Origin of the sequence: Halomonas sp. PGE1, assembly GCF_013000985.1 — a bacterium.
In the GTDB taxonomy this organism is placed as follows: Bacteria; Pseudomonadota; Gammaproteobacteria; order Pseudomonadales; family Halomonadaceae; genus Halomonas; species Halomonas alkalicola.
In genome coordinates this window covers 1,067,032-1,092,470 of sequence record NZ_CP053032.1, presented here as the reverse complement: position 1 = coordinate 1,092,470, position 25,439 = coordinate 1,067,032, and the positions used below count along the sequence as shown (strand labels likewise).

Below are 25,439 nucleotides of genomic sequence, written 5' to 3'. Positions count from 1 at the left end.
CGACGGTACAGCGCTGGCGCGGAAATCAGCGCACGGCGCGGTTCTCGATCAGGTCATCCACCACGCTCGGGTCGGCCAGGGTGCTGGTATCGCCCAGGCCGTCGCACTCGTTGGCGGCGATCTTGCGCAGGATACGGCGCATGATCTTGCCGGAGCGGGTCTTGGGCAGGCCCGGGGCCCACTGGATGACGTCGGGCGAGGCGATCGGACCGATCTCCTTGCGCACCCACTGGGTCAGCTCCTTCTTGAGCTCGTCGGTGGGCTCCACGTCGCCGGTCAGGGTCACGTAGATGTAGATGCCCTGGCCCTTGATGTCGTGGGGGAAGCCCACCACGGCGGCCTCGGCCACGGCCTCGTGGGCCACCAGCGCCGACTCGATCTCGGCGGTACCCATGCGGTGGCCGGAGACGTTGATCACGTCGTCGACGCGGCCGGTGATCCAGTAGTAGCCATCCTCGTCGCGGCGGCAGCCGTCGCCGGTGAAGTAGACGCCCTTGTAGGTGGAGAAGTAGGTCTGGATGAAGCGCTCGTGGTCGCCCCAGATGGAGCGCGCCTGCCCCGGCCAGGAGTCGGTGATCACCAGGTTGCCGTCCACGGCGCCCTCGAGGGTGTTGCCCTCGCTGTCGTAAAGCGCCGGCTGCACGCCGAAGAACGGCAGGGTGGCGGAGCCCGGCTTGAGCGGGGTGGCACCGGGCAGCGGCACGATCATGATGCCGCCGGTCTCGGTCTGCCACCAGGTGTCGACGATCGGGCAGTTCGAGTTGCCGATCACACGGTAGAACCACTCCCAGGCCTCGGGGTTGATGGGCTCGCCCACCGAGCCGAGGATGCGCAGGCTGTCGCGCTGGCTGGAGTCCATCACGCTGTCGCCATGGGCCATCAGGGCGCGAATGGCGGTGGGCGCGGTGTAGAGGATGTTGACCTGGTGCTTGTCGACGATCTCGCCCATGCGGCCATGGGTCGGATAGCTCGGCACGCCCTCGAACATCAGGGTGGTGCCGCCGTTGGCCAGCGGGCCGTAGACGATGTAGCTGTGGCCGGTGACCCAGCCCACGTCGGCGGTGCACCAGTAGATCTCGCCGTCCTGGTAGTCGAAGACGTACTGGTGGGTGAGGCTGGCGTAGACCAGGTAGCCGCCGGTGGTGTGCTTGAGGCCCTTGGGCGCGCCGGTGGAACCGGAGGTGTAGAGGATGAAGAGCGGATCCTCGGCGTTCATCTCCTCGGCCGCGCAGTCGGTGGACTGCTTGTCGACTAGGTCGCCGTACCAGACGTCACGCCCTTCGTTCCACTCGATCTCGCCGCCGGTGCGCTTGACCACCAGCACCTTCTCGCACACCTCGGTGCCCTTGCGGGTCAGGGCCGCATCGACGTTGTCCTTGAGCGGCACATGCTTGCCGCCGCGCACGGACTCGTCGGCGGTGATCACCAGCTTGGAGCTGGCACCGATCACGCGCTGGGCCAGGGCGTCCGGGGAGAAGCCGCCGAACACCACGGAGTGCACCGCACCGATGCGGGCACAGGCCAGCATGGCCACGGCGGCCTCGGGGATCATCGGCATGTAGAGGGTGACCACATCGCCCTTGCCGATGCCCAGCTCCTTCAGGGCATTGGCCAGCTGGCAGGTACGCGCGTGCAGCTCGCGGTAGCTGATGTGGGCGGACTCATCGGGGCTGTCGCCTTCCCAGATGATGGCGGTCTGGTCGCCGCGGGTTTCCAGGTGGCGATCGAGGCAGTTGGCGCTGGCGTTGAGGGTGCCGTCCTCGAACCAGCGGATGTCCACGTTGTGCGGATCGAAGCTGGTGTGCTTGATCTTGGTGGGCGCCTTGACCCAGTCGATGCGCTTGGCCTGCTCGGCCCAGAAGGCATCGGGGTCGTCCACGGACTGCTGGTACATCGCCTCGTACTTCGCCTTGTCGGCCCAGGCCTTGGCGGCGATGTCGTCGCGCACCGGATAGACGTTCTGCTGATCGCTCATGGAAGTGCCTCTGTCCTTGGGATGGCCCCGTCAGGTGAGTGATGCCGGGCAACCGTACGTTGGGATTGTGTGGGGACGCCCGACGCCATTTAAGGTGGACTCAGCATACTCTCGCCCGGCGCCACTTCCCCTTAGACATTGGTATGAACAATTTTCTTTTTAAAAACATATGGTTAAGTGGCACTTTCAAACACCTCCAGGCCAAGATAGACCAAGGTCTGAGCGCAGTGGCGGCAGCGATAACGCTGCCCCTGCCGGGCCAGCGCATGGCGACGAGCGCTGAAGGCATGCTCGCGGCAGTCACAGGCGTAGCGGTGGGGCGCCGGGCTCGCACGGCCGGTATCGAAGCGGTGGGTAGTGCGGGGCGCCAGGCCGAACAGCTCGCGCATCACCGTCTGCCACTCGCGGCCGTGGGGGCGTACCCGGGGGCCATCTTCCAGGTGGTGAACGAGCCAGTGAGCCATCTCGTGGGGCACCACCTCGACCAGGAAGTCGAGGCGGTTCTCGGCATAGAGCACCGGATTGAAGCGCAGGCCGCCGCGGCCGAAGTGGGCCTGGCCGGCACACTTGCCCCGCAGGTCGCACCATACCGCCGGGCGCGGCAGCGTCGGATGCACCTCGCGACAGAGCCGCCAGGCGGCGTCCACCCGCGCGTGCAGGGCAGCCAGCAGCGCCTCGCGGTCGAGGGCCGCGAGGCGGTCGGGATCCGGGGTGGGCAGCGCGGGTCGTTTCATGGGGTGCTAGAATGGCCTCTCGCCCGCCAGGCGTAAAGCGCCCTTCCTGCCCTCCTGTCCGTGAGAGTGACGATGTCCGACACCCCCCAGCCCGAACCCCTGCTCGACGATGATCAGCTCGACCGCCTGGATGACTTCCTGGCCTCCGAGCGGGTCGGCGAGGACGCCCTGGACCTGATCAGCAGCCACGGCTTCCTGGTGGCCCTGGCGGTGGCGCCCTGCGAGGCGGACCCGGCCGCCTGGGTGGCGGAGCTGTTCCAGGGCGAGCCGGAGTTCCATGACGCCCGCGAGCGCGAGGAGATCCTCGGCCTGCTCGACCAGCTGCGCCGCAACGCCATCGCCGCCCTGGAGCAGGGGCTCCTGCCGGAGCTGCCCTTCGAGCTCACCCTGGACGGCCTGCCCGCCGAGGAGACGCCCATCGGTGACTGGTGCGCCGGCTTCATGGAGGGGGTCTTCCTGGACGAGGCCACCTGGTTCGAGGAGGACGAGGAAGCCGCCGCCACCCTGCTGCTGCCCTTCATGGCCCTCTCGGGGCTCTTCGACGACGAGCCCGACATGGCCGAATTCATCGGCGACGGGGCACGTCTGGAGGCGCTGGTGCGCCAGCTCCCCGAGCTGGTGCTGGACCTCTACCTGCACTACCGGGTGCCGCCGGAGACCCCCAAGCCGATGCCGCGCAAGAAGAAGCCCGCCGGCAAGGGGCGCCGGCGATAGCGAACGCTACCGCAGCCGCGTCAGCATGCCGTCCAGGCTGCCGAACAGCCACTCCTTGAGTCGCTGCCAACGCGGGCGCCGGGACCAGGCCTCGCGGTCGATCTCGTGGCTGGCGGCGAAGTTGCGCTCGAACAGCTCGGCCACCTCGGTCGCGAGGCGCCGGTCGGCCACCTCCTGATTGGCCTCCAGGTTCCAGTGCAGGCTCCAGTGGTCGAAGTTGCAGGAGCCGAGGCTGACCCAGTCGTCGGCCAGCGAGAACTTGGCGTGGATGAAGGTGGGCTGGAACTCGTGGATGCGCACCCCGGCCCGAAGCAGACGGCCGTAGAAGCGCTGACCGGCGTAGCGCACCCCGGGATGGTCATGGGACTCACCGGGCAGCAGCAGGCGCACGTCAACGCCGCGGCGTGCCGCCCGGGCCAGGCGCAGGCGCAGGCTGAAGGTGGGCACGAAGTAGGGGGTGCAGATCCAGATGCGCTTGCGTGCCCCGGAGACCTGCCGATAGAGCGAATGGCGTATCGCCTGGTAGCGATAGCCCTGCCCCCACACCACCCGCCCGGTCATACCCCGGTAGCCCTCGGCCTGACGGGTCTCGGTCAACAGCCCATGCACCAGTCCCGCGGCCCCGCTGCCCCGGGTCAGCGGCGAGTCCCACAGCCGGCAGAACAGGCGCACCCAGTCGGCCACCACCGGTCCCTCGATGCGCAGGGCCACCTCGTACCAGGCGTCGAGGAACTCGTCCACGGCGCCGAAGCCGCCGGTGAAGGCGACCCGCCCGTCCACCACCACCAGCTTGCGATGGTCCCGGGTCAGGTTCCGGGCCAGGGAGTGGAAGCCCAGTGGGTTGAAGAAGCGCAGCGCCACGCCGCCCGCCTCCAGCCGCTCGCGATCCTCGCTTGCGAGCCCCATGGCGCCGTAGCCATCCAGCAGCAGCATCACCGTGACGCCGCGCTCGGAGGCCTTCACCAGGGCGCCGATCAGCGCCGAGGCCAGCCGCCCCGACTCCATCAGGTAGAGCTCGATCAGGATCGACGACTCGGCCTGCTCCAGCGCCTCGAACATGGCCGGCAGGAAGCGGCTGGCCTCGGGCAGCAGCTCGAAGTGATTGCCGTCTCTCCAGATCCCGTGCATGGCAGACTCCCTGTCCTGGGGCGCTGGCCTGACCCGAGGCCTTCCCGGAGACTATACTGGCCTTTCCCTTTCCTTTCCTGCGTCGGGGCAAACGGATGGCCTTGCACCACCCACTCACCACCCCCCTGCGCGCGCTGATGACCCGGCTGATCGCCGCCTGGGTCCGGCCGCGCCTGATCGAGCCCGCCCCCGACGCGCTGGCGCTCGAGCCAAGCCTGCCGGTGATCTACGTACTGCCCCGCCCGGCCGCAAGTGATGCCTGGCTGCTGGCCTCGCTGACCCGCCGGCACGAGCTGCCCCTCGCGGCCGGGCGACGACGGGTCGGCGAGGTGACACTGCCCGCCTGCGTGGCCCTGCCGGCACAGCGCCGTCGGCTGTGGCGGCGCGAGCAGCGCCCCGAGGCGCCCTTCCGGGCGCTGATCGAGCAGCGCCTCGCCAACCCCCATCAGGAGGTGCAGCTGGTGCCGGTGAGCATCTTCTGGGGCCGGGCACCGGGCAAGCGCTTCGGCTTCTGGAAGATGCTCTCCGCCGACAGCTGGCGGCTCACCGGCCGGCTGCGCCGGGCGCTGTCCGTGCTGGTCAACGGCAAGAGCGTGGAGATCCACTTCGGCGCCCCGCTGCGCCTCGGCGACCTCCTGGCGGAGGCCGACGGGGCGCCCGACAGCGCCCAGACCAACCGCAAGGCGGCCCGCCTGCTGCGGGTCCATTTCCGCCGTCTGCGCACCCGCGTGCTCGGCCCCGACCTCTCCCACCGCCGCACCCTGATCGAGGGGGTGGCCGCCAGCCCCGAGGTGCGCCGGGTGATCGGCGAACTCGCCGCCGACGGCCGGCCCTCCCCCGCGCGGCTGGAGCGCCGCGCGCTGCGCTACGGGCGGGAGATCGCCTCGAACATGACCTACCCGGTGCTGCGCTTCATGGACGGCCTGCTGCGCCGGCTGTGGAATCGTCTCTACGACGGCGTCGAGGTGCGCGGGCTTGAGCGGGTCAAGGCCCTGGCCGGCGACCACACCCTCGTCTACGTACCCTGCCATCGCAGCCACATCGATTACCTGCTGCTCTCCTACGTGCTCTATCGCGACGGCCTCATGCCGCCGCACATCGCCGCCGGGCGCAACCTGGACATGCCGCTGGTCGGCCCGCTGCTGCGCCGCGGCGGCGCCTTCTTCCTGCGCCGCAGCTTCCGCGACAACCGCCTCTACGGCGCGGTATTCAACGAGTACCTGCACCGGCTGATCGCCCGGGGTCACCCGCTGGAGTACTTCATCGAGGGGGGCCGCTCGCGCAGCGGTCGCATGCTGCCGGCGCGCCCCGGCATGCTGGCCATGACCCTGCGCTCCTTCCTGCGCAGCGCCGCGGGCGGCCATTACCAGCCACTGGCCTTCATTCCGGTGCATATCGGCTACGAACGGATCATCGAGAACGCCAGCTACCAGCGCGAACTGCGCGGCGGCAGGAAGCGCAAGGAAAGCCCGCTGGCCCTGCTGCGGGTGCTGGGCCAGCTGCGCCAGCCCTTCGGCCGGGTCTCGGTCAACGTGGGCGAGCCGCTGCTGCTGGCCGACTTCCTGGATGACGAGCTGGGCCGCGACTGGCGGCAGGCCCGGGAGACGCGCCCGGCCTGGCTTGGCGAGGTGGTGCCGCGTCTCGGTGAGAGCCTCTGCCGGCGAATCAACGCCGCCGCCGCCCTCAACCCCGTCAACCTGGTGGCCCTGGCGCTGCTGGCCACGCCCCACCACGCCATCGAGGCCAGCCTGCTGGAGCGCCAGCTGGCCCTGCTCGCCGAGCTGCAGCGGCGGCTCCCCGGCGGGGCCCATGCCAGCCTGCCCGAGGGCGAGCCGGCCGGCTGGATCGACCAGGCGGTGGGTCTCGGCATGGTCGAGCGCCGTGCCCACCCGCTCGGCGACATCATCGTCGCCGATGCCGCCCGGGCCGCCCTGCTCGGCTGGTACCGCAACAACGTGCTGCACCTGTTCGCCCTGGCGGGCCTCACCGCCTTCGCCTTCCGCCACCAGGCCAGCCACCACCCGGAGGCGCTGGAGACTCTGCTGGCGCCGGCCTGGCCGATCCTGACCCGGGAGCTGATGGTGGCGCCGCCGGCCTCGCTGCAGGCGGGCCTGGCCGAGATGCTCGCGGTGCTGGGCGACCTGGGCCTGCTGGAGCGCGAGGGGGAGTGCTGGCGTCGGAGGGACGAGCCGCTGGAGGCCGGCGAGTGCCTCGACCTGCTCGGCCAGCTGATGCAGCCCTCGCTGGAGCGCGGTTACCTGCTGCTCAGCGTGCTGCTGGATGCCGGGCCGGGCCGCCTCACCGCCGATGAGCTGGCAAGCCAGAGCCGGCAGCTGGCCGAGCGACTGGCCCTGCTATCGGGGCTGGACGCCCCGGAGTTCTTCGATACCCGGCTGTTCATCAGCCTGGTGGAGAGCCTGGAGCGGGAGGGGTGGCTCTGGCAGGAGGCGGGGCGCCTGGCCTTCGACGACCGGCTGCACGAGGCGGCCCTGCAGTCGCACCGGCTGTTCGACCCGGCCCTGCGCCACCGCCTGCAGCTGGTCACCCGGCGGGGCTGATCAGCTCGCCTTGAGCGCCCGGTGCACGTAGAGGTCGTAGCGGCTGGTCTTGCCCTCGATCACGTGACGCGGGGCCGGCCCCGCGATGGGGGGCGCCTTGCGCGGGCGCTTGACCACCACCCGGTGGGTGGCCACGTCCAGGGCCGCCTCCAGCAGGCGCGGGGCGTCCGCGTCGTCCCCGGCCAGGGTGCGGAACAGGCGCATCTCCTTCTTGACCAGCGCCGACTTGTCGCGATGTGGAAACATCGGGTCCAGGTGGATCACCTGGGGCGGGACATCGGCCGCCGCCACCAGGGCGGCGAGCTCCGCCGCCGCATCGCCATGCACCAGGCGCATGCGCGCGGCGATCTCGGCGGTCTCGGCGTCCGCCCGGGCGCGGGCCAGGCCGTCCTCGAGCAGGGCGAAGATCGCCGCCACCCGCTCCACCAGCAGCACCGGCGCGCCGAGGCTCGCCAGCACGAAGGCATCGCGCCCCAGGCCCGCCGTGGCGTCCACCACCAAGGGCGTTACCCCCTGAGCGAAACCGCAGGCCCGGGCGATGAGCTGACCGCGCCCGCCGCCGAAGCGACGTCGATGGGCCGCCTTCCCGGAGGTGAACTCCACGGCCAGCGGATGCCCGTAGCGCTTCTCGTCGCCGGCCAGCACCAGGTGACCGTCGCGTTGCTCGAGATGAAGCTCGGCCTCGCCCTCGACGGGCAGCCCCAGGCGCTCGGCCAGGGCGGTGAGCGCCTCGCCGCGCACCGCCACCGGCGGCAGCGCGCTCACCTGGCCTTCTTCCAGGCCACCTCGTTGCGCAGGTAGACCGGCTGCACCAGATGCGCCGGCTGCCCGCCACCCACCTCCAGCTCGGCCATGGCCAGCAGCGCCATGTCGGCGGCAGCGGCCTCGGCCTCCGGCAGGCGCTGGCTCATCCCCGCCTGCACCTCGACGGGCATCTGCTCCCAGAGGCCCCAGCCGGAGCCGATGCCGACCCAGTCGTGGTCATCGTGGCCGACCGGCAGGCGCAGCCGTTCGGGAGGCATCACGGCCTCCTCGAGGAGGGGCTCCGGCAGGCCGTCGCGGCACTGCCAGGCGGCCACGTAGATCTCGCCCATGCGGGCATCCAGGGCGGTGACCAGCCAGCGGAAGTGATGGCGACGGTGGGCGCCCAGGGCCAGGGCCGCCAGGGTGGAGACCCCGAGCAGCGGGCGATCGAGGCCATAGGCGAGCCCCTGGGCGGCCCCGGCGGCGATGCGCAGGCCGGTGAACGAGCCCGGCCCGCGGCCGTAGGCCACCGCGTCCAGCGCCGAGGGGGCAATGCCGGCCTCGGCCAGCACCTCGTCGGCCATGGGCAGCAGGCGCCGAGTATGCTCGCGAGGCGTCATCTCGAAGCGGGAGAGCAGCTCATCCTCGGCGCCCGCGCGGCGGCGCAGCAGGGCGGCGGAGCAGGCGCTCGAGGAGGCATCCAGGGCCAGCAGGATCGACATGGCAGCACCATCGCAGGAGAGAAAAGTGGCAGCCATTATACGCGCCGGGGCCACAATCGAGTAGGAGGGGGAGTCGCCTCCCCCGTCCTCTCACACCACCGGGCATACGGTTCCGTACCACGGCGGTTCACGAAGAACGACTAAGCCCTCTTGACCGTATCGAGTACCGAGATCAGGCCCTGCTGCTCGAACCATTTCCGTGGCAAGGCCTGATTCATGTGCGAGGCGCCGGCGTTCCACCAAGGGCCTCGCCCGTTTCCCGCTGACTTCCACGCCCGATGGTCGTCCAGACCCAGCGCCCGTAGCTTGCGGCGCCGTGTCCGCGGGCGTTTCCATTGCCGCCAGATCACGCAACGCAGTCGGCGACGTATCCAACCCTCCAGCGCTTCCAGCGGGCGCTTTACGTCGACGAAGGAGAAGTAGTTGGCCCAGCCCCGCAGGACCGGGGTCAACTCTTCGATAACGCGCCGTATGTTGCGCCCCCTGCCACGCTTGAGGATCTCGCGGACACGCTGCATCAGGCGCTGCAGGCTGGTCTTGGCCAGCGTCAGCTTCGGCCGCTTGTGCCGGGTCAGCGTGTAGCCCAGATACCCCCGGTGCCAGGGTCGATCCACCGCACTCTTGTTGCGATTGACCGTCAGCCTGAGTGAGCTCTCGAGAAAATCACTCAGACTGGCCATGACGCGCTCGCCCGCTCGCCGACTCCTGACATACACCTGCAGGTCGTCGGCATAGCGGCAAAAGCGGTGGCCGCGGCGTTCCAGTTCCTTGTCCACGTCATCCAGCAGGATATTGGCCAGCAGCGGGCTGAGTGGTCCGCCCTGGGGCGTGCCCTGCCGGCGTGGCGCGACCAGGCCGTCCTGGAACATCCCGGCTTCCAGATAGCGCCGGATCAAGCGCAACGCTCGCTTGTCGCGGACGCGGCGCGCGACCCGCGCCATCAGCAGGTCGTGATTCACCCGGTCGAAGAAGGCTTTCAGGTCGAGGTCGACCACCCAGCGGTGGCCGGCGGTGACATGGGCCTTCATCGCCGAGACGGCCTGCTGGGCACTGCGCCCGGGCCGATAGCCATAACTCGATGCGGAGAACCCCGGATCGAAGATCGGCGTCAGCACCTGCAGCAGCGCCTGCTGGATCAGCCGGTCAGTGACCGTGGGGATGCCGAGCTGTCGCGTCCCGCCCTTGGGCTTGGGGATCTCGACGGCTCGGACTGGACTGGGGTGGTACTCACCGGCCAGCAACCGCTCGCGCAGCGTTGGCCAGCATTCCTTCAGGTGGTCGGCCAGCTGGTGGACCGTCATGCCGTCGGCACCCGGCGCCCCCTTGTTGGCGACCACCCTTCGGTAAGCCCGCTCCATGTTGGCCTTATCTACCACGGCCTCCATGAGCGGGGCGGGCTCCGCTTTCGTCCACGATGACGACGCCGGGATCGTCTCGACGCCCACCGGCTGGGACTCGGGGTTCCGCCCCTGCCCCTCTGGGTGGGTGGCGGTATCAGCGCCACTTTCTGCCTTCATGATCGATCCTCGAGACATCATCGCCTACTCGCGGTTCTTCATGTTCGGCCCTTGGTGCCGCGGTGAACCAGCACTTACTATGGCCTCTGCTGACGTCTGGTGGCCCATCCCGTCGCCTCTCGGCGCCGGTAGCACCGTGGCAGACCACCAGACCTCCCAGGGTAAGACGCGCGACCTTCCTCCCATCTACCCGCCGCATTTACCTCCACATCTTCCGGATAGCTATTGGGCTTCGAGTGTCATTGCCCTCTCGCCCAGATGTGGCTGCCTCATATGCGATTCCTGTTCGTCAGGCCGGGAGTTTGCCTTCAGCTTCCTTCAGATTCCGCCTCGCGGCGGACACCCTTGCTGTTCGGCTAGCGGTTCCCGCTATCAGGGTCCGCAGGGGACTTTCACCCCCAAGTCATCCCGAGGCACCACCCTCGGGAACAGCACCTATCGGTGCTACGCGCCATGCCTGGCGCACAACGACGATGGCCCGCCGGGGGCGGGCCATCAGAAGGGTACAGACGTCGCTTGGGCAGGCAGGTACGGGGCTGATCCGGCGAAAGGACTGTTCGGGGGCGCTGTGAACCCTTCCCTGGGCGTATATGGAGTCCTCCCCGTTTGCAAGCACGAGGCACGATGGTCGGTAGGTACGACTGCACACGTATATCCGGTCTCAGTAATGATGCTCTCATGAACATCGGACCTTGATGGGCTATCCGCACGTCAGCTCCCAATCGCTACCTCGAGCTCAAAAGGCTCAGCGTCCAGAAGGGGTTGTCTGACGTCGGTTCGACCTGTTCGCCATCCTGCAGCATGCTCAGCAATCGTGGTGGACGGTGCTCAATATTATATTAACGTGCTAAATCCAATGGTTTTTCATGCCGAAAGCCGGGACGCCAGCGACGCATCATAGGCGCTCTCATGGCGGGTTACCGCCCAGGCGATACGTGCCGTCTTGTTGGCCAGTGCGACGACCGCCACATTGGCATGTTTGTGCTCGGCCAGGTGCCTGACCCACTGGCTCAGGCCGTCGTCCTTGGTACCCACATGCCGGAGCACCGATCGCGCACCATGCACCAGTAGCTTGCGCAGGTAACTGTCGCCGCGTTTGCTGATGCCCAGCAGGCGGTCTCGCCCCCCGGTGCTGTGTTGTCGAGGCGTCAAGCCGAGCGAGGCGGCAAAATCTCGCCCGCGCCGAAAGCTCTTGCCATCGCCGAGGGCGCCGGCCAGCGCGGTGGCGGTCAGTGGACCGATACCCTGCAGCGTCATCAGCCGCTTGGCCACGGGGTCTGCCTTGGCCTGTCGCTCGAGGCTCGCCGTGACCGTCGCGATGCGCTCATCCAGGTGTCGCAGATCCTCGGCAAGGCCGGCAAGCAGGACACGAAAGGCATCCGTCAGCCCGTTGTCTGCCTCTTCCAGCCAGCGAGGCAGGGCGGCACGCAACTGACCGATACCCACCGGAGCGACCAGGCCATACTCCCCCACCAGCCCACGTATCTGATTGGCCTTGGCCGTGCGCTGCCGTACCAGCTCTTCACGAATGCGGTGTGCCGCCTGGGTATCCTGCTGAGCGACGCTCTTGACGGCCACGAAGCGCATGCTGGGCCGCCCCATGGCTTCACAGATCGCTTCGGCGTCGACCCGGTCATTCTTGTTGCTCTTCACGTAGGGCGTCACGAACTGTGCGGCGATCAACTTGACGCGATAGCCTCGCTCCTGCAAGGCCCGCGCCCAGTAGTGAGACGAGGCACAGGCTTCCATGCCGATTTCGGCTCCCGCCGGCACCCGCTTGCTGACCTCATCCAGCCATTTTTCGCGGGTGTACTTACCTTGCCACTGCACCTGATCATGGCGATCGACGCCGTGGACATGAAAAACAGACTTTGCGATATCGACGCCGACACGGGTAATGTTCATGACGAGTTCTCCTCACCCTCAGGCTGGTTGGTGTTCCTGCCCACCAGTGTGGCGCAATGACGCCGATATAGGGTGGGGAGGACTCCATCCCATTGCTACCGACGCCCTGCTTCGCTCTCGCGTCCCGCTCCGCTTGCAGGTCCGGTGCTGGCCATCCATAGCCAGCCCGTTCGGAGCAGTGCTCCTCACCCCTGGCGTAGGACCCCCTCCAGACCTTTCCCCGGCGCCCCGCAACCACCGGCGTCAGCTTTCAGATGCCTTCCGACTTTAGCCCTCCAGGGCCTTGAGCACCTGTCCCTTGATATCGTCGACGCTGCCGACGCCTTCCACCCGGTGGTAGGTCGGGGCGAGCTCCGGCTCCTGCTCGGCCCAGGCCTGGTAGTAGTCGACCAGCGGTGCGGTCTGCTCGTGGTAGACCGCCAGGCGGTTGCGCACGGTGGATTCGCGGTCGTCGTCGCGCTGGATCAGCGCCTCGCCGGTGACGTCATCCTTGCCGGCTTCCTTGGGCGGATTGTACTCGACGTGATAGACGCGGCCGGAGCCCGGGTGCACGCGGCGGCCGGCCAGGCGCTTGACGATCTCCTCGTCCTCCACGGCGATCTCCAGCACATGGTCCAGCTTGACGCCGGCCTCCTTCATGGCATCGGCCTGGGGAAGGGTGCGCGGGAAACCGTCGAACAGGAAGCCGTTCTGGCAGTCGGGCTGCGCGATCCGCTCCTTCACCAGGGCGATGATGACGTCGTCGGACACCAGGCCACCGCTGGTCATGATCTCCTTGACCTTGACCCCCAGCTCGCTGCCCTCCTTGACCGCGGCGCGCAGCATGTCGCCGGTGGAGATCTGCGGAATATTGAAGCGCTCGCAGATGAACTGGGCCTGGGTGCCCTTGCCGGCACCCGGGGCGCCCAACAGGATCAAACGCATGTTGTTGTCCTCAATTACAAGTGGCTGTCAGTAGTGAAGAAATGGTTGGAGGGGAACGATAACCGCGGCCCGGGTCGGGCACAAGCGCCGCCCCCTGCCGCGCCCCTCCTTTCTGCCCAAAAGGCGTTGGAGATCAACCACCTCGGGCCGAATAGCACTTTGGTCTGGCGACCCTTCCCCCCCCCGCCCGCCGGGCATGACGCGAAAGCCGCGCCGCAAAGGACGACGGCGCCCGAAGGCGCCGTCGTGGGGTGGCCGAAGCCGCCGGGCAGGGCCCGGCCGGGGTCACAGCAGCAGGCGACGGATATCGCTCAGCAGCTGGGCCAGCAGCGCGGTGAAGCGCGCCGCATCGGCGCCATTGACCGCCCGGTGGTCGTAGGAGAGCGACAGCGGCATCATCAGCCGCGGCTCGAAGGCCTTGCCGTCCCACACCGGCTTCATCGACGCCTTGGAGACGCCGAGGATGGCGACCTCCGGGGCGTTGACGATGGGCGTGAAGGCGGTGCCGCCGATGGAGCCCAGGCTCGAGATGGTGAAGCAGCCGCCGGTCATCTCCTCGCGCTTGAGCTTCTTGGTCTGGGCCTTCTTGGCCAGCTCCACCGACTCCTTGGCCAGGTCGATCAGCGACTTCCTGTCGGCGTCGCGGATCACCGGCACCATCAGGCCGTCCGGCGTATCCACGGCGATGCCGATATGCACGTACTTCTTGTGCACCAGCGTCTCGCCGTCGCTCTTCAGGCTGACGTTGAACTGCGGGTACTGGCGCAGCGCGAAGGCACAGGCCTTGATCAGGAAGGGCAGCGGCGTGAGCTTGGCGCCCTGGGCCTCCGCTTCGGCCTTCATCGACTTGCGGAAGGCCTCCAGCTCGGTGATGTCCGCCTCGTCGAACTGGGTGACGTGGGGCAGGTTGACCCAGCTGCGATGCAGGTTGGTGGCGCCCATCTTCATCAGGCGCCCCATGGGCTTCTCTTCCACCTCGCCGAACTGGCTGAAATCCTGGTCCGGGATCGGCGGAATGCCGGCGCCGGCCACCGGGGCCGCGGCGGAGGCCTGGGCCTTGCCCTGATTGGCCATCACCTGCTTGACGTAGGCGTGGACGTCCTCCTTGAGCACGCGCTCCTTCGGGCCACTGGGCCTGACCAGTGCCAGGTCGACGCCCAGCTCCCGGGCCAGCATGCGCACCGCCGGGCCGGCGTGCACCAGCTTGCCGTCACGGGGCTTGTGGGCGGCCATCTGGGCCTCGGGGCTCGGCGAACCGCTCGGGGTCGGCGCCGGCTTCTCGGCCTTCGGGGCCTCGGCCCTTGACGGCTCCTTGGCCGGCGCCTTGGGTGCCGGCTTGCTCCCCGCCACCTCCATGTAGCCGATCAGGTCACCCTCGGAGACGGTGTCGCCCTCCTTGACGGTGAGCTCGAGCAGCCTGCCCTTGAAGGGGCTCGGCACGTCCATGGAGGCCTTGTCGGACTCCAGGGTGATCAGCGGATCTTCCTCGTTGACCTCGTCGCCGGCGGCGACGGCGATCTCGATGATCGGCACGTCACTGGAGCCGGAGAGGTCCGGGACGCGGATCTCGCGGCGCTCGGGCTCGCCGGAGGCGGCCTCTTCCTGCTCGGCGGCAGGCTCGGGCTCGGGCGCGGCAGGCTCGGGCTCGGCGGGGGCCGGCTCGGAGTTTCCTCCCTCGCCGGCGATCTCCATGGTGCCGATGACGTCGCCCTCGGAGACGGTATCGCCCTCCTTCACCGTCAGCGACACCAGCCGGCCGGCGTGGGGGCTCGGCACGTCCATGGAGGCTTTGTCGGACTCCAGGGTGATCAGGGTCGCCTCTTCCTCGACCTCGTCGCCCTCGGCCACGGCCACCTCGATGATCTCCACGTTGTCGGAGCCACCCAGGTCGGGCACCTTGATCTCCACCGTGCGCTTGCCGCCACCGCTGGCCTTGGCCGCGGGCGTCTGGGCGGCGGGCTCGGCGGCCTTCTCGGGGGCAGGCTCGGCCTTCGCCGGGGCCTCGCTCTCGCCACCGCCGCTCTGGCCACCGCCGGCACCCTCGACCTCCAGCTCGACGATCTCGTCGCCTTCGGAGACGGTGTCGCCCTCCTTCACCAGCACCCGGATGACCTTGCCGCCCTTGGGCGAGGGCACATCCATGCTGGCCTTGTCGGACTCCAGGGTGATCAGGGTGTCCTCGGCGGCGATCACGTCACCTTCGGACACCGCGATCTCGATGATTTCGACATCCTCGCTGCCGCCGATGTCGGGAACTTTGATGATTTCGCTACTCAAGGTCGCGCTCCTTCAAACTCGTGCCTGGGGCGGGCCCGCGGGCCCGCCGCTCGCGGATCAGTCGGTCAGCGGATTGGGCTTGGACGGGTCAATGCCGTACTTCTTCAGGGCCTCGCCCACCACCTTGCGATCCAGTTCGCCACGCTCGGCCAGCGCCTTGAGGGCCGCCACGGTCACGAAGAAGCGATCGACCTCGAAGAAGTGGCGCAGCTTCTGGCGGGTATCGGAGCGGCCGTAGCCGTCGGTGCCCAGCACGTGGTAGTCGGTCGGCACCCAGGCACGCACCTGATCGGCGAACAGGCGCATGTAGTCGGTAGAGGCGATGGCAGGCCCGGTGCGCCCTTCCAGGCAGCGGGTCACGTGGGGCTTGCCCGGCTCCGCCTCGGGGTTGAGGAAGGCCTCGCGGTCCAGCGACAGCGCCTCGCGGCGCAGCTCGTTGAAGCTGGTCACGCTCCAGATATCGGCGCCCACGCCCCAGTCGTCGCGCAGCAGCTCGGCGGCGGCCTCGACCTCGCGCAGGATGGTGCCGGAACCCAGCAGCTGGACGCGGCCCTTGTCACCCTCGGTCTCGCGCAGCAGGTACATGCCCTTGACGATGTCGTCGACGGGGACCTCGGCGAGCTCGGGGTGCTCGTAGTTCTCGTTCATCACCGTCAGGTAGTAGAAGCAGTTCTCCTTGTCGGCGAACATGCGCTTCAGGCCATCCTGGACGATGACCGCCACCTCATGGGCGTAGGTCGGGTCGTAGCTGCGGCAGTTGGGGATGGTGGAGGCCTGCAGATGGCTGTGGCCGTCCTGGTGCTGCAGCCCCTCGCCGTTGAGCGTGGTGCGTCCGGCGGTGCCGCCGACCAGGAAGCCGCGTGCCTGCAGGTCGCCGGCCGCCCAGGCCAGGTCGCCGATGCGCTGGAAACCGAACATCGAGTAGTAGATGTAGAACGGCAGCAGCGGCAGGTTGTGGTTGCTGTAGGAGGTGGCCGCGGCGATCCACGCCGACATGGCGCCGGCCTCCGTGATGCCCTCCTCGAGGATCTGGCCCTTCTTGTCCTCGCGGTAGAACATGATCTGGCCCTTGTCCTGGGGCTCGTACTTCTGGCCTTCGGAGGTGTAGATGCCGAGCTGGCGGAACATCCCCTCCATGCCGAAGGTACGCGCCTCGTCGGGCACGATGGGCACCACCTGCTTGCCGATCTGCTTGTCCTTCACCAGGCCGTTGAGGACACGCACGAAGGCCATGGTGGTGGAGACTTCACGCCCCTTGGAGCCACCCATCTGGGAGGCGAAGGTCTTGTCCTCCAGCGAGGGGATCGGCAGGGCCTCGAAGTCGCTGCGGCGCTGCGGCAGGTAGCCGCCCAGGCGCTCGCGCTGGAGGTGCATGTAGCGCAGCTCCGGAGAGTCATCGGCCGGCTTGTAGTAGGGCACTTCCTTGAGCTGCTCGTCGGTCAGCGGAATGCCGAAGCGGTCGCGGAATTTCTTCAGCGCCTCGAGCTCCATGCTCTTGACCTGGTGCGCCTCGTTGGCCGCCTCGCCGTCGCCACTGCCCATGCCGTAGCCCTTGACGGTGTGCGCCAGGATCACGGTGGGTCGGCCATTGGCGTTCTGGGTGGCCTGGTGGTAGGCCGCATAGACCTTGAACGGGTCATGGCCACCACGGTTGAGCTTCCAGATGTCCTCGTCGGACATGTCCTTGACCATCTCGGCGGTCTCGGGGTACTTGCCGAAGAAGTGCTTGCGGGTATAGGCGCCGTCGTTGGCCTTGTAGTTCTGGTACTCGCCGTCGACCGACTCGTCCATGATCTTCTGCAGCACGCCCTTCTTGTCCTTCTCGAAGAGCGGATCCCACAGCCGACCCCAGACCACCTTGAGCACGTTCCAGCCGGCACCGCGGAAGACGCCCTCGAGCTCGTCCATGATCCGCGAGTTGCCGCGCACCGGGCCGTCGAGGCGCTGCAGGTTGCAGTTGATGACGAAGATCAGGTTGTCGAGCTTCTCGCGGCTGGCCAGGTGGATGGCGCCGAGGGACTCGGGCTCGTCGCACTCGCCGTCGCCCATGAAGCACCAGATCTTGCGATCGTGCATGTCCTTCATTTCACGTGAGTGCAGGTACTTCATCACGTGGGCCTGGTAGATGGCCTGGATCGGGCCGAGGCCCATGGAGACGGTGGGGAACTGCCAGAAGTCCGGCATCAGCCAGGGGTGCGGATAGGATGACAGGCCGTCACCGTCCACCTCCTGGCGATACTTGTCCATCTGCTCCTCGGTCAGGCGGCCTTCCAGGTAGGCGCGGGCGTAGATGCCCGGCGCCACGTGGCCCTGGATATAGACCAGGTCACCCTCGAAGTCGCCGTTGGGGGCGCGGAAGAAGTGGTTGAAGCCGACGTCATAGAGGGTCGCCGCCGACATGAAGCTGGCGATATGGCCGCCCAGCCCCGGATTGGCGCGGTTGTTGCGGATCACCTGGGCGATGGCGTTGTAGCGGATCAGGGAGCGGATCTTGCGCTCCATGAACAGATCGCCCGGCATCGGCGCCTCGCGGTGCACCGGGATGGTGTTGCGGTGGGGCGTGGTTGCCGAGAAGGGAGCCTGGGTCCCGTCGCGGCGCAGGCGATCCGCCAGGCGTGTCAGCAGGAACCGGGCGCGTTCCTCGCCCTCGCGATCCAGCACCGACTCCAGGGATTCCAGCCACTCCGTGGTCTCGACCGGATCGAGATCCTCTCTTGCCTCCAGACTCATATGACGTCTCTCCAAGTGACGATAGGGTGTCGTGCGCCCCGCAATACGGCGATCGCGACGGCCTCTCTTCTGGAGAGGCGCATCCACCGTGCGCAGGGATTTGTGTAGTAGTTTTACAAGACGACGCGATCGATCTGCCGTTGGTAGCCGAAAGATACCGCAAACACCCGCGGGTGCCAATTAACGATTAAATGGAAGCTTATTCCACAGACCTGACATTGCACCGCAGCACAAGGGGTTGCCGCACTCTGCGCGACGCCACCCCGGGCAATAACAGCCACTTGTAGCCGAACTACCGTTTGATTATCGACACTCTCAAAAAGGGTCGACGCCAGCGGGCCGGGAAGCGAAATGTTCGTTGCTTTCCGTGCATTGCAGTGCCAACCGCTGCCGGAAGAAGGCCCAGTCGAAGGCCGGGCCGGGGTCGGACTTGCGCAGCGGCGCCACCCGGGCGTGGCCGGTGATGCGCGTCTCGTCCAGCGCCGGATAGGCGGCCACGAGCTCGGCCACGACCCGCGCCAGGGCGCGATACTGGGCCAGGGCGTAGGGCGAGACCTCGTCGCCCTCGAGCTCGATGCCGATGGCGAAGTCGTTGAGCGCCGTGCGTTCCCGCTCGCCGTCGCGCCAGCGGGAGCGCCCGGCGTGCCAGGCGCGGCGATCGAAGGGCACGAACTGGACGCACTCGCCGTCGCGGCGAATCAGCAGGTGGGCGGAGACCCGCAGTTGGTGGATCTCGGCGAAGAAAGGGTGGGCAGCGGGGTCCAGGCGGTTGGTGAAGAGGCGCTCGATATGCTCGCCGCCGAACTCGCCGGGCGGCAGGCTGATGGAGTGGAGCAGAAGCAGCGACACCTCACCGTCGGGTCGCTCATCGCAGTTGGGTGACGGCACCCGCCGCGCGCCCTCAAGCCATCCCCGTGTGATCGGCATCGCTCTCCCCTGACGTGATCGGCATGGATTCCCTATAATGGACGCCTCCGCTCACCTCGGCCACCCCGCGCCGGCTGCCACCCCAAGAGTGCCCCGCATGGACTACCAGGACGCCCTGCCCTACCGCCAGAAGCTCGACGAAGAGATCCGCAGCGCCGCCGCCCGCCTGCTGGCCGAGGACGTCGGTTCCGGCGACATCACCGCCCGACTGATCCCCGCCGAGGCGACGGCGCGGGCCCGGGTGATCACCCGCGAGGCCTGCGTGCTGTGCGGCGTGGCCTGGGTCGAGTCGCTGTTCGCCCGACTCGACCCTGCCGTGACGCTTCGCTGGGGCGCCGCCGATGGCGACCGCCTCGAGGCCGGCCAGGCCTTCCTGGAGCTCGAGGGCCCTGCCCGCAGCCTGCTGACCGGCGAGCGTGCGGCGCTGAACCTGCTGCAGACCCTCTCCGCCACCGCCACCCGCACACGCCACTGCGTGGATCTGATCGCGGGCACCGGCGTGCGCCTGCTCGACACCCGCAAGACCCTGCCCGGCATGCGCCTGGCCCAGAAGTACGCGGTGACCTGCGGCGGCGGCCACAACCACCGCATCGGCCTGTGGGATGCCTTCCTGATCAAGGAGAACCATATCGCCGCCTGCGGCGGCATCGAGGCGGCCGTCCGCGAGGCACGCGACATCGCGCCCGAGGCGCCGGTGGAGGTGGAGGTGGAGACCTTCGAGGAGCTGGAGCAGGCGCTGGCGGCGGGGGCCGATATCATCATGCTGGACAATTTCAGCCTCGACGAGATGCGCGAGGCGGTCCGGCGCACCACCGGGCGGGCGACCCTGGAGGCCTCGGGCAACGTCGACGAGAGCACCCTGCGCGCCATCGCCGAGACCGGCGTGGACTGCATCTCCAGCGGCGCCCTTACCAAGGACGTCAAGGCCATCGACCTCTCGATGCGGATCATCGACTGAAGGAAGGCGAAAGAAGGCGGCGCTCAGGTCTCCACGGCGGCGAGGCGCTTCTCCAGCGTCTTGCGGCACAGCCGCTCGCCGCCGCGCTCCACCCACTCCTCGCCCACCTCCTGCCAGCCGCGTCGCACCAGACGCTCCGTCAGCACCAGACTGGCCTCGATCCGGGCCCGCGCATGGCCCTGCTCCATCAGCAGGCGCTCGGCATGAATCAGCAGGGTGGAGCCGATGCCGCGGCGGGCGAGCGACGGCCAGACGTAGAGCGTCTCGATGCGACCCCGCGGCAGGTCCAGCTCCAGGAACCCCACGCAGCGGCCATCGCACTCGGCCACCAGGGTGGTAAAGAGCGCCTGGCGCGCCGCCCAGGCGCTGGCATCCCGCGGCAGGGCCGATGCCCAGGCCTCGCGTTCGGCGACGCTGTAGTGGGCCATGGCGCCCTGCATCACGGCGTGATGGAAGACCTCGGCCTGGTCGGCGGCATCACGGGAAAGGGCCTGGCGGTAGCGTATGCGCGGCCCCCGGGGCGGGGCCGTGGCGGCCGTCGGGGCACTGGCGATCTGGCTCATGGCGATCCTGTCGAAACCTGGCTGTTGCGGGGAGACTACACAAGCCGGCCCCGGGCGCCAATCCCCTCGCCGCCGGCGCCGGCGCCGGGCATAATCCGCCCATGAGCGAACTCCCCCTCCCCGACGCCTTCACGCTGTCGCCGATCGGCGTCATCGAGAGCGACTACCCCGACAAGTTCGGCATTCCCCGCCAGCCGGGGCTGGCGCCGGCGGCCCGGGCCAGCCTGGTGCTGGCACCCCCCTTCGACGACCCGCTGGCGGTGCGTGGCCTCGAGGCCTTCAGCCACCTGTGGCTCACCTTCGTCTTTCACGAGAGCCCCGAGCGCTGGACGCCGCTGGTGCGTCCGCCGCGCCTCGGCGGCAACGCCAAGGTGGGGGTCTTCGCGAGCCGCAGCACCCATCGCCCCAATCGCCTGGGCCTGTCGCTGGTGGAGCTCCTCGCGATCGACACCCGCCGCGGCGTGCGCCTGACCCTGGCCGGCGCCGACCTGGTCAGCGGCACGCCGGTGCTCGATATCAAGCCCTACCTGCCCTGGGCGGAGTCTCGCCCCGAGGCCCGCGCCGGCTTCGCCCCCGAGGCCCCGCCACAGCTGGCGGTGGCGTTCAACGACGAGGCAGCCGCGACCTTGGCCGAACGCCCCGACGGTGACTCCCTGCGCGAGCTGATCGGCCAGGTGCTGGCCCAGGACCCGCGCCCCGCTTATCACAGCACTGGGCGCAAGGAGGGCGAAGCGCGCACCTATGGCGTGCGCCTGCGCGACGTGGACGTGCGGTTCCGCGCCCTCGCCGCCGGCGAGAGCACCCGCATGGAGGTGGTGGCGATCGTGGCGGCTTGAGCGCGGCACCAGACACGACGAAGGGCCCCGAGGGGCCCTTCGTCGTTCAGGCGGCAGCCGCCGAGCGATCAGTCGAACTCGACGCCGATGCGGCGGCTGACCTCCTCGTAAGCCTCGATGACGCCGCCGAGCCCCTGGCGGAAGCGATCCTTGTCGAGCTTCTCGCGGGTCTTGGCATCCCACAGCCGGCAGCCGTCCGGGGAGAACTCGTCGCCCAGCACGATCTGCCCCTCGAAGAGGCCGAACTCCAGCTTGTAGTCCACCAGCAGCAGGCCGCCGTCGGCGAACAGCGCCTTGAGCACCTCGTTGACCCTGAAGGTCAGCGCCTTCATCTCGGCCAGCTGCTCGGGCGTGGCCCAGCCGAAGGTCTCGGCCAGGGACTCGTTGATCATCGGGTCGTGCAGGGCGTCGTTCTTCAGGAACAGCTCGAAGGTGGGCGGGGTGAGCGCCTGCCCCTCGTTGACCCCCAGGCGCTTGACCAGGCCACCGGCAGCGATGTTGCGCACCACGCACTCCACCGGAATCATCTTCAGCGACTTGACCAGGCTCTCGGTGGCGGAGAGGCGCTTCTCGAAGTGGGTGGGCACGCCGGCCGCCGCCAGCTTCTCCATGATGAAGGCATTGAAGCAGTTGTTGACCATGCCCTTGCGCGCCAGCGACTCCATGCGCTCGCCGTCGAAGGCGCTGGTGTCATCGCGGAATTGCAGGATCACCCGGGAAGGGTCATCGGTGGCGAAGACCGACTTGGCCTTGCCGGCATAGAGTTCTTGACGCTTTTCCATGGAAGCCTCCGGAGGCTTGGGGTAGGTGGTAGTAGGGGAAGCGCAGGGCAAGGGTCAGGCAATGGCCTGCCACGCCAGGCCCGCCTCCTGGCAGGAGACCCTGAGCCGTGAGTCGTCGCCGTCGAGCAGCGGCACCAGGGCCGCCAGGGCCAGCTCGGGGCGGTTGTTGTGTTCCGACAGGTGCGAGCAGACGATGTGCTGCAGGCGGTCCAGGCCGAGGCGCGGCAGCAGGGCGGCGGCCTGGACGTTGGCCAGGTGCCCCCAGTCGCCGCCCACCCGGCGCTTCAACCGTGGCGGATAGGGGCCATCGGCCAGCATCTGCACATCGTGGTTGCACTCCAGCACCAGGGCGTCGCAGCCGGCGAAGGCCTCGGCCACGTGTTCGGTGGGGTGGCCCAGGTCGGTGAGCACCCCCAGGCTGCGACCCCCGCCGTGGACGCGAAACTGCACCGGCTCCCGGGCATCGTGGGGCACGGTCACCGGGTCGATGGTCAGCCCCTTGACCGCGAAGCGTGCCTGGGGGGTGATCCAGTGGCGGCTCGGCAGCTCACCGAGCCGCCCCGAGGCCCAGGTGCCGGGCGTCAGGTAGACCGCCACGCCGTGGCGTCGCGCCAGGGGGCCGACGCCGCGGATATGGTCGCCATGCTCGTGGGTGACCAGCACCGCATCGAGCTGGCGCGGGTGCAGCCCGAAGTCGGCAAGCCGACGCTCGGTCTCGCACAGGCCGAAGCCGCAGTCCACCAGCAGGTGGGTCTCGCCGTCGCTGACCAGGGTCGCATTGCCCTTGCTGCCGCTGCCCAGGGAGGCGAAGCGCAGCCTCCCGGCCTGCTGCCCTTCCGTCATCAGCGCAGCAGGCCCGATACCCGTTCGAGCAGCTCGCGCTGGTCCTCGGGGCTGAAGCCGCGCTCGCTGGCGTTCACCGCCCGCAGCACGGTCTGCCGGGGGCCTTCGGACTCCAGCACCAGGCGGATCTGCTGGTGCATCTGGCGCACGTCGGCGCTGAAGACGATCTGCAGCGGATTGCGGTTGCGCTCGGTGACCGTCATGTAGCTGATCAGGAACTCGTGACTCGCCGGGTCGCTCTCCAGCAGTTCGCGGCGCTCCTCCACGGTGAAGTCCTGGCGCAGCTGGTGATCGAGCTCGGCCCAGGTGCGATCGAGCTCCAGCGGGATCTCGACGAGCCACTCGTCGCCACGCTGCGCGAGGCTGAGGCGCGACTCGCCGGCCAGGCGCTGGGCGGCCAGGGACGAGGCGCTGGCGGTGGCGCTGCGCGCGTCGAAGAAGGACTCCAGGGCGTCCAGGCAGGCGCCCACCGGGGCCCCGCCCTGGTCGCAGCGCACCTCGCTGTCGCCGGCGCGCAGCCCCTGGCGCACGCTCAGGCGCGCCTGGCCGGTCTCGATCACCCCGCGGGAGGAGTCGCTGGCCTGGATGCCCAGGCCTCGGCTGCGGGCGAAGTCCTCGAGCTGGGGCCAGACGGTGCCGGGGTCGGCGCCCACCACCAGCCAGGCGTCGCGGCCGATGGTACGGCGCTCGACGAAGTCGCGCTCCACGGCGCGACCGGCGCCCAGGGCCTGGGGGCTCGGCGCGCGGAAGCGGCCATCGGGGGCCTGGAAATCACCGGCGGCCTGGGGCACCGGCATGGCATCGCGGTAGCGCTGGGGGTCCCGGGTCTCGGGCAGAGTCAGCGCCGGGGCGATACGTGCCTCGGCGTAGTCGACGTTGCGGTCGTGGTAGTAGCCGTCGGGGCGAGCACAGCCCGCCAGGGCGATGGCCGCGACCAGGGGCAGCCATTTCAGCGCAGAGTTCATGCGTCCACCTTGCATCCAGTTCTCCAGGTTCCGGCACCGCAGGGGGCCGGAACAGCGATGATCAGTCCTCGATCACGCCGGCCAGCTGCAGGGCCTCGCTGATCGTGGAGTGGTACTTCTCCGAGAGCCAGGTGAGCGGCAGGCGGATGCCCGGCTCGATGAGCCCCATGCGGTAGAGCGCCCACTTGACCGGGATCGGGTTGGACTCGATGCCCAGGTTGGTGTGCAGCGGCATCAGCCGGGTGTTGAGCTGGTGGGCGCGGTCGGCATCGCCGGCCACCGCCGCGACGCACAGATCGTGCATGGCCCGGGGGGGCCACGTTGGCGGTCACCGAGATATCCCCGTGGCCGCCCATCAGCATGAAGTCGCAGGCGGTGGCGTCGTCACCGGAGTAGAGCATGAACCCGCTGCCCTTGAGCCGCGAGATCAGGTCCTCGGCGCGCTCCAGGTTGCCGGTGGCATCCTTGAGGCCGACGATGTTCTCCACCTCGGCCAGGCGCAGCACGGTCTCGTTGTAGAGATCGCAGGCGGTGCGGCCGGGCACGTTGTAGAGGATCACCGGCAGCTTGCTGCCCTCGGCCACCGCCTTGAAGTGGCGGTAGAGACCTTCCTGGGTGGGCTTGTTGTAGTAGGGGCAGACCGACAGGCAGTAGTCGGCCCCCACCTCGCCGGCGTAGCGGGCCAGCTCGACGGCCTCGGAGGTGGCGTTGGCACCGGTGCCGGCGATGACCGGGATGCGGCCATCGACCTCCTCCACCACGGCGCGGATCACGTCGAAGTGCTCGGCGAACGACATGGTGGTGGGCTCGCCGGTGGTGCCGGCGGCCACGATGCCATCGGTGCCGTTGTCGAGGTGGAAGTTCACCAGGCGACGCAGCGCCTCCCAGTCGATGTCGCCATTGACCTTCATCGGCGTCGCCAGGGCGACGATACTGCCAGTGATCATCCGTTCTTTCCTCTCGATTCGACGGCTGCGCCACGGCCCGGTAACCACCGGGTCGACAGGGGGTGGGGCCCGTGGCCCGCATCAAGGGTCAAATGGTACTCAGCCGGCCAGAGCCTGTACAGCGAGGCGCACCACTTTGACAGCGCCGCGCCGCTTGCGTGTAATCAAGCTCCCCCCACCAACGCGCAGGAGACTTCCATGAGCGTGAGCACAGGCCAGCCGGTCCCCGACTTTACCGCCATCGCCACCGGCGACACCACGGTCACCCTCTCCGAGCTCAAGGGCCGGCAGGTGGTGCTCTTCTTCTACCCCAAGGCCAGCACCCCGGGGTGCACCACCGAGGGGGGCGACTTCCGCGACCGCAAGGCGGACTTCGAGGCCGCCAACACCGTGATCCTCGGCGTCTCCCGGGACGGCATCCGCGCCCAGGAGAACTTCAAGGCCAAGCAGGCCTTCAACTTCGAGCTGGTCTCCGACAAGGACGAAACGGTGTGCGGGGTCTTCGACGTCATCAAGCTCAAGAAGATGTACGGCAAGGAGCACCTGGGGATAGAGCGCAGCACCTTCCTGATCGACGCCGAGGGCAGGCTCGCCAGGGAGTGGCGCGGCGTCAAGGTGCCTGGCCACGCCCAGGAGGTGCTGGAGGCGGCCCAGGCGCTGCATGACGGCACCCTGAAGGAGGCCTGAGCG

General features: G+C 68.7%; 20 protein-coding genes and 1 pseudogene. 5 read left to right on the top strand and 16 right to left on the bottom strand.

The window, feature by feature from the left end; all coding sequences use genetic code 11:
* Window positions 1–25: 25 nt before the first annotated feature.
* Complete coding sequence (gene acs / locus HIR79_RS05190) at window positions 26–1,975, bottom strand: acetate--CoA ligase (protein ID WP_169957521.1); 1,950 nt, start codon at window positions 1,973–1,975, stop codon at window positions 26–28.
* Between the two features lie 173 nt (window positions 1,976–2,148).
* Window positions 2,149–2,709 carry a SprT family zinc-dependent metalloprotease gene (locus HIR79_RS05185; protein ID WP_169957520.1) on the bottom strand — a complete coding sequence of 187 codons (561 nt, stop codon included), beginning with the start codon at window positions 2,707–2,709 and terminating at the stop codon, window positions 2,149–2,151.
* A gap of 72 nt (window positions 2,710–2,781) precedes the next feature.
* Here HIR79_RS05185 and HIR79_RS05180 point away from each other — a divergent pair, with 72 nt between their 5' ends.
* Window positions 2,782–3,423 (top strand): YecA/YgfB family protein, encoded by a 642-nt coding sequence (locus tag HIR79_RS05180; RefSeq protein WP_169957519.1) that lies wholly within the window; start codon window positions 2,782–2,784, stop codon window positions 3,421–3,423.
* Between the two features lie 6 nt (window positions 3,424–3,429).
* Here HIR79_RS05180 and HIR79_RS05175 read toward each other — a convergent pair whose 3' ends face one another.
* The gene (locus HIR79_RS05175; protein ID WP_169957518.1) at window positions 3,430–4,551 is read right to left on the bottom strand and encodes a phospholipase D-like domain-containing protein; all 1,122 of its coding nucleotides are present in this window, start codon (window positions 4,549–4,551) and stop codon (window positions 3,430–3,432) included.
* A gap of 95 nt (window positions 4,552–4,646) precedes the next feature.
* Between HIR79_RS05175 and plsB the strand changes: the two genes are divergently transcribed.
* Window positions 4,647–7,109, top strand: a complete 2,463-nt coding sequence (gene plsB, locus HIR79_RS05170) for a glycerol-3-phosphate 1-O-acyltransferase PlsB (protein WP_502708662.1) — start codon at window positions 4,647–4,649, stop codon at window positions 7,107–7,109.
* Here the strand turns inward: plsB and HIR79_RS05165 are convergent, their stop codons facing one another.
* The 8 genes from HIR79_RS05165 to ampD all read right to left on the bottom strand — a co-directional run bounded on the left by HIR79_RS05165 (window position 7,110) and on the right by ampD (window position 18,855).
* The gene (locus tag HIR79_RS05165; RefSeq protein WP_502708671.1) at window positions 7,110–7,826 is read right to left on the bottom strand and encodes a class I SAM-dependent methyltransferase; all 717 of its coding nucleotides are present in this window, start codon (window positions 7,824–7,826) and stop codon (window positions 7,110–7,112) included.
* Between the two features lie 44 nt (window positions 7,827–7,870).
* Complete coding sequence (gene tsaB, locus HIR79_RS05160; RefSeq protein WP_169959472.1) at window positions 7,871–8,575, bottom strand: tRNA (adenosine(37)-N6)-threonylcarbamoyltransferase complex dimerization subunit type 1 TsaB; 705 nt, start codon at window positions 8,573–8,575, stop codon at window positions 7,871–7,873.
* A 140-nt stretch (window positions 8,576–8,715) separates the two neighbouring features.
* A complete protein-coding gene (gene ltrA, locus HIR79_RS05155; RefSeq protein WP_211620701.1) occupies window positions 8,716–10,092 on the bottom strand; it encodes a group II intron reverse transcriptase/maturase in 1,377 nt (458 codons plus the stop codon).
* 864 nt (window positions 10,093–10,956) lie between these two features.
* On the bottom strand, window positions 10,957–11,997 hold the full coding sequence (locus HIR79_RS05150; protein ID WP_169957516.1) for an IS110 family RNA-guided transposase: 1,041 nt from the start codon (window positions 11,995–11,997) through the stop codon (window positions 10,957–10,959).
* 267 nt (window positions 11,998–12,264) lie between these two features.
* Window positions 12,265–12,921 carry an adenylate kinase gene (adk, locus tag HIR79_RS05145; protein ID WP_169957515.1) on the bottom strand — a complete coding sequence of 219 codons (657 nt, stop codon included), beginning with the start codon at window positions 12,919–12,921 and terminating at the stop codon, window positions 12,265–12,267.
* 285 nt (window positions 12,922–13,206) lie between these two features.
* A complete protein-coding gene (gene aceF, locus HIR79_RS05140; protein ID WP_169957514.1) occupies window positions 13,207–15,198 on the bottom strand; it encodes a pyruvate dehydrogenase complex dihydrolipoyllysine-residue acetyltransferase in 1,992 nt (663 codons plus the stop codon).
* 57 nt (window positions 15,199–15,255) lie between these two features.
* A complete protein-coding gene (aceE, locus tag HIR79_RS05135; RefSeq protein ID WP_169957513.1) occupies window positions 15,256–17,928 on the bottom strand; it encodes a pyruvate dehydrogenase (acetyl-transferring), homodimeric type in 2,673 nt (890 codons plus the stop codon).
* Window positions 17,929–18,243: 315 nt separating this feature from the next.
* Window positions 18,244–18,855 (bottom strand): 1,6-anhydro-N-acetylmuramyl-L-alanine amidase AmpD, encoded by a 612-nt coding sequence (ampD, locus tag HIR79_RS05130; RefSeq protein WP_169957512.1) that lies wholly within the window; start codon window positions 18,853–18,855, stop codon window positions 18,244–18,246.
* 97 nt (window positions 18,856–18,952) lie between these two features.
* Here ampD and nadC point away from each other — a divergent pair, with 97 nt between their 5' ends.
* Window positions 18,953–19,813: a carboxylating nicotinate-nucleotide diphosphorylase gene (nadC, locus tag HIR79_RS05125; protein ID WP_169957511.1), complete on the top strand. Its 861-nt coding sequence runs from the start codon at window positions 18,953–18,955 to the stop codon at window positions 19,811–19,813.
* 23 nt (window positions 19,814–19,836) lie between these two features.
* Here the strand turns inward: nadC and HIR79_RS05120 are convergent, their stop codons facing one another.
* Window positions 19,837–20,376: a GNAT family N-acetyltransferase gene (locus tag HIR79_RS05120; protein ID WP_169957510.1), complete on the bottom strand. Its 540-nt coding sequence runs from the start codon at window positions 20,374–20,376 to the stop codon at window positions 19,837–19,839.
* Between the two features lie 101 nt (window positions 20,377–20,477).
* Here HIR79_RS05120 and tsaA point away from each other — a divergent pair, with 101 nt between their 5' ends.
* Window positions 20,478–21,212 (top strand): tRNA (N6-threonylcarbamoyladenosine(37)-N6)-methyltransferase TrmO, encoded by a 735-nt coding sequence (gene tsaA, locus HIR79_RS05115; protein WP_169957509.1) that lies wholly within the window; start codon window positions 20,478–20,480, stop codon window positions 21,210–21,212.
* Window positions 21,213–21,280: 68 nt separating this feature from the next.
* Here tsaA and purC read toward each other — a convergent pair whose 3' ends face one another.
* From purC to dapA, 4 genes and pseudogenes are all read right to left on the bottom strand, one after another.
* The gene (purC, locus tag HIR79_RS05110) at window positions 21,281–21,994 is read right to left on the bottom strand and encodes a phosphoribosylaminoimidazolesuccinocarboxamide synthase (RefSeq protein WP_110068456.1); all 714 of its coding nucleotides are present in this window, start codon (window positions 21,992–21,994) and stop codon (window positions 21,281–21,283) included.
* 54 nt (window positions 21,995–22,048) lie between these two features.
* Window positions 22,049–22,837 (bottom strand): MBL fold metallo-hydrolase, encoded by a 789-nt coding sequence (locus HIR79_RS05105; protein WP_169957508.1) that lies wholly within the window; start codon window positions 22,835–22,837, stop codon window positions 22,049–22,051.
* The gene (locus HIR79_RS05100) at window positions 22,837–23,802 is read right to left on the bottom strand and encodes a lipoprotein, NlpB (RefSeq protein ID WP_169957507.1); all 966 of its coding nucleotides are present in this window, start codon (window positions 23,800–23,802) and stop codon (window positions 22,837–22,839) included. Before HIR79_RS05100 ends, HIR79_RS05105 begins: the two co-directional genes overlap by 1 nt.
* A gap of 61 nt (window positions 23,803–23,863) precedes the next feature.
* Window positions 23,864–24,749: pseudogene (gene dapA / locus HIR79_RS05095) on the bottom strand (4-hydroxy-tetrahydrodipicolinate synthase).
* Window positions 24,750–24,947: 198 nt separating this feature from the next.
* On the opposite strand from dapA, the gene HIR79_RS05090 reads away from it, so the two are divergent.
* Window positions 24,948–25,436, top strand: coding sequence for a peroxiredoxin (locus tag HIR79_RS05090; RefSeq protein WP_169957506.1), 489 nt, complete (start codon window positions 24,948–24,950; stop codon window positions 25,434–25,436).
* Window positions 25,437–25,439 lie beyond the last annotated feature (3 nt).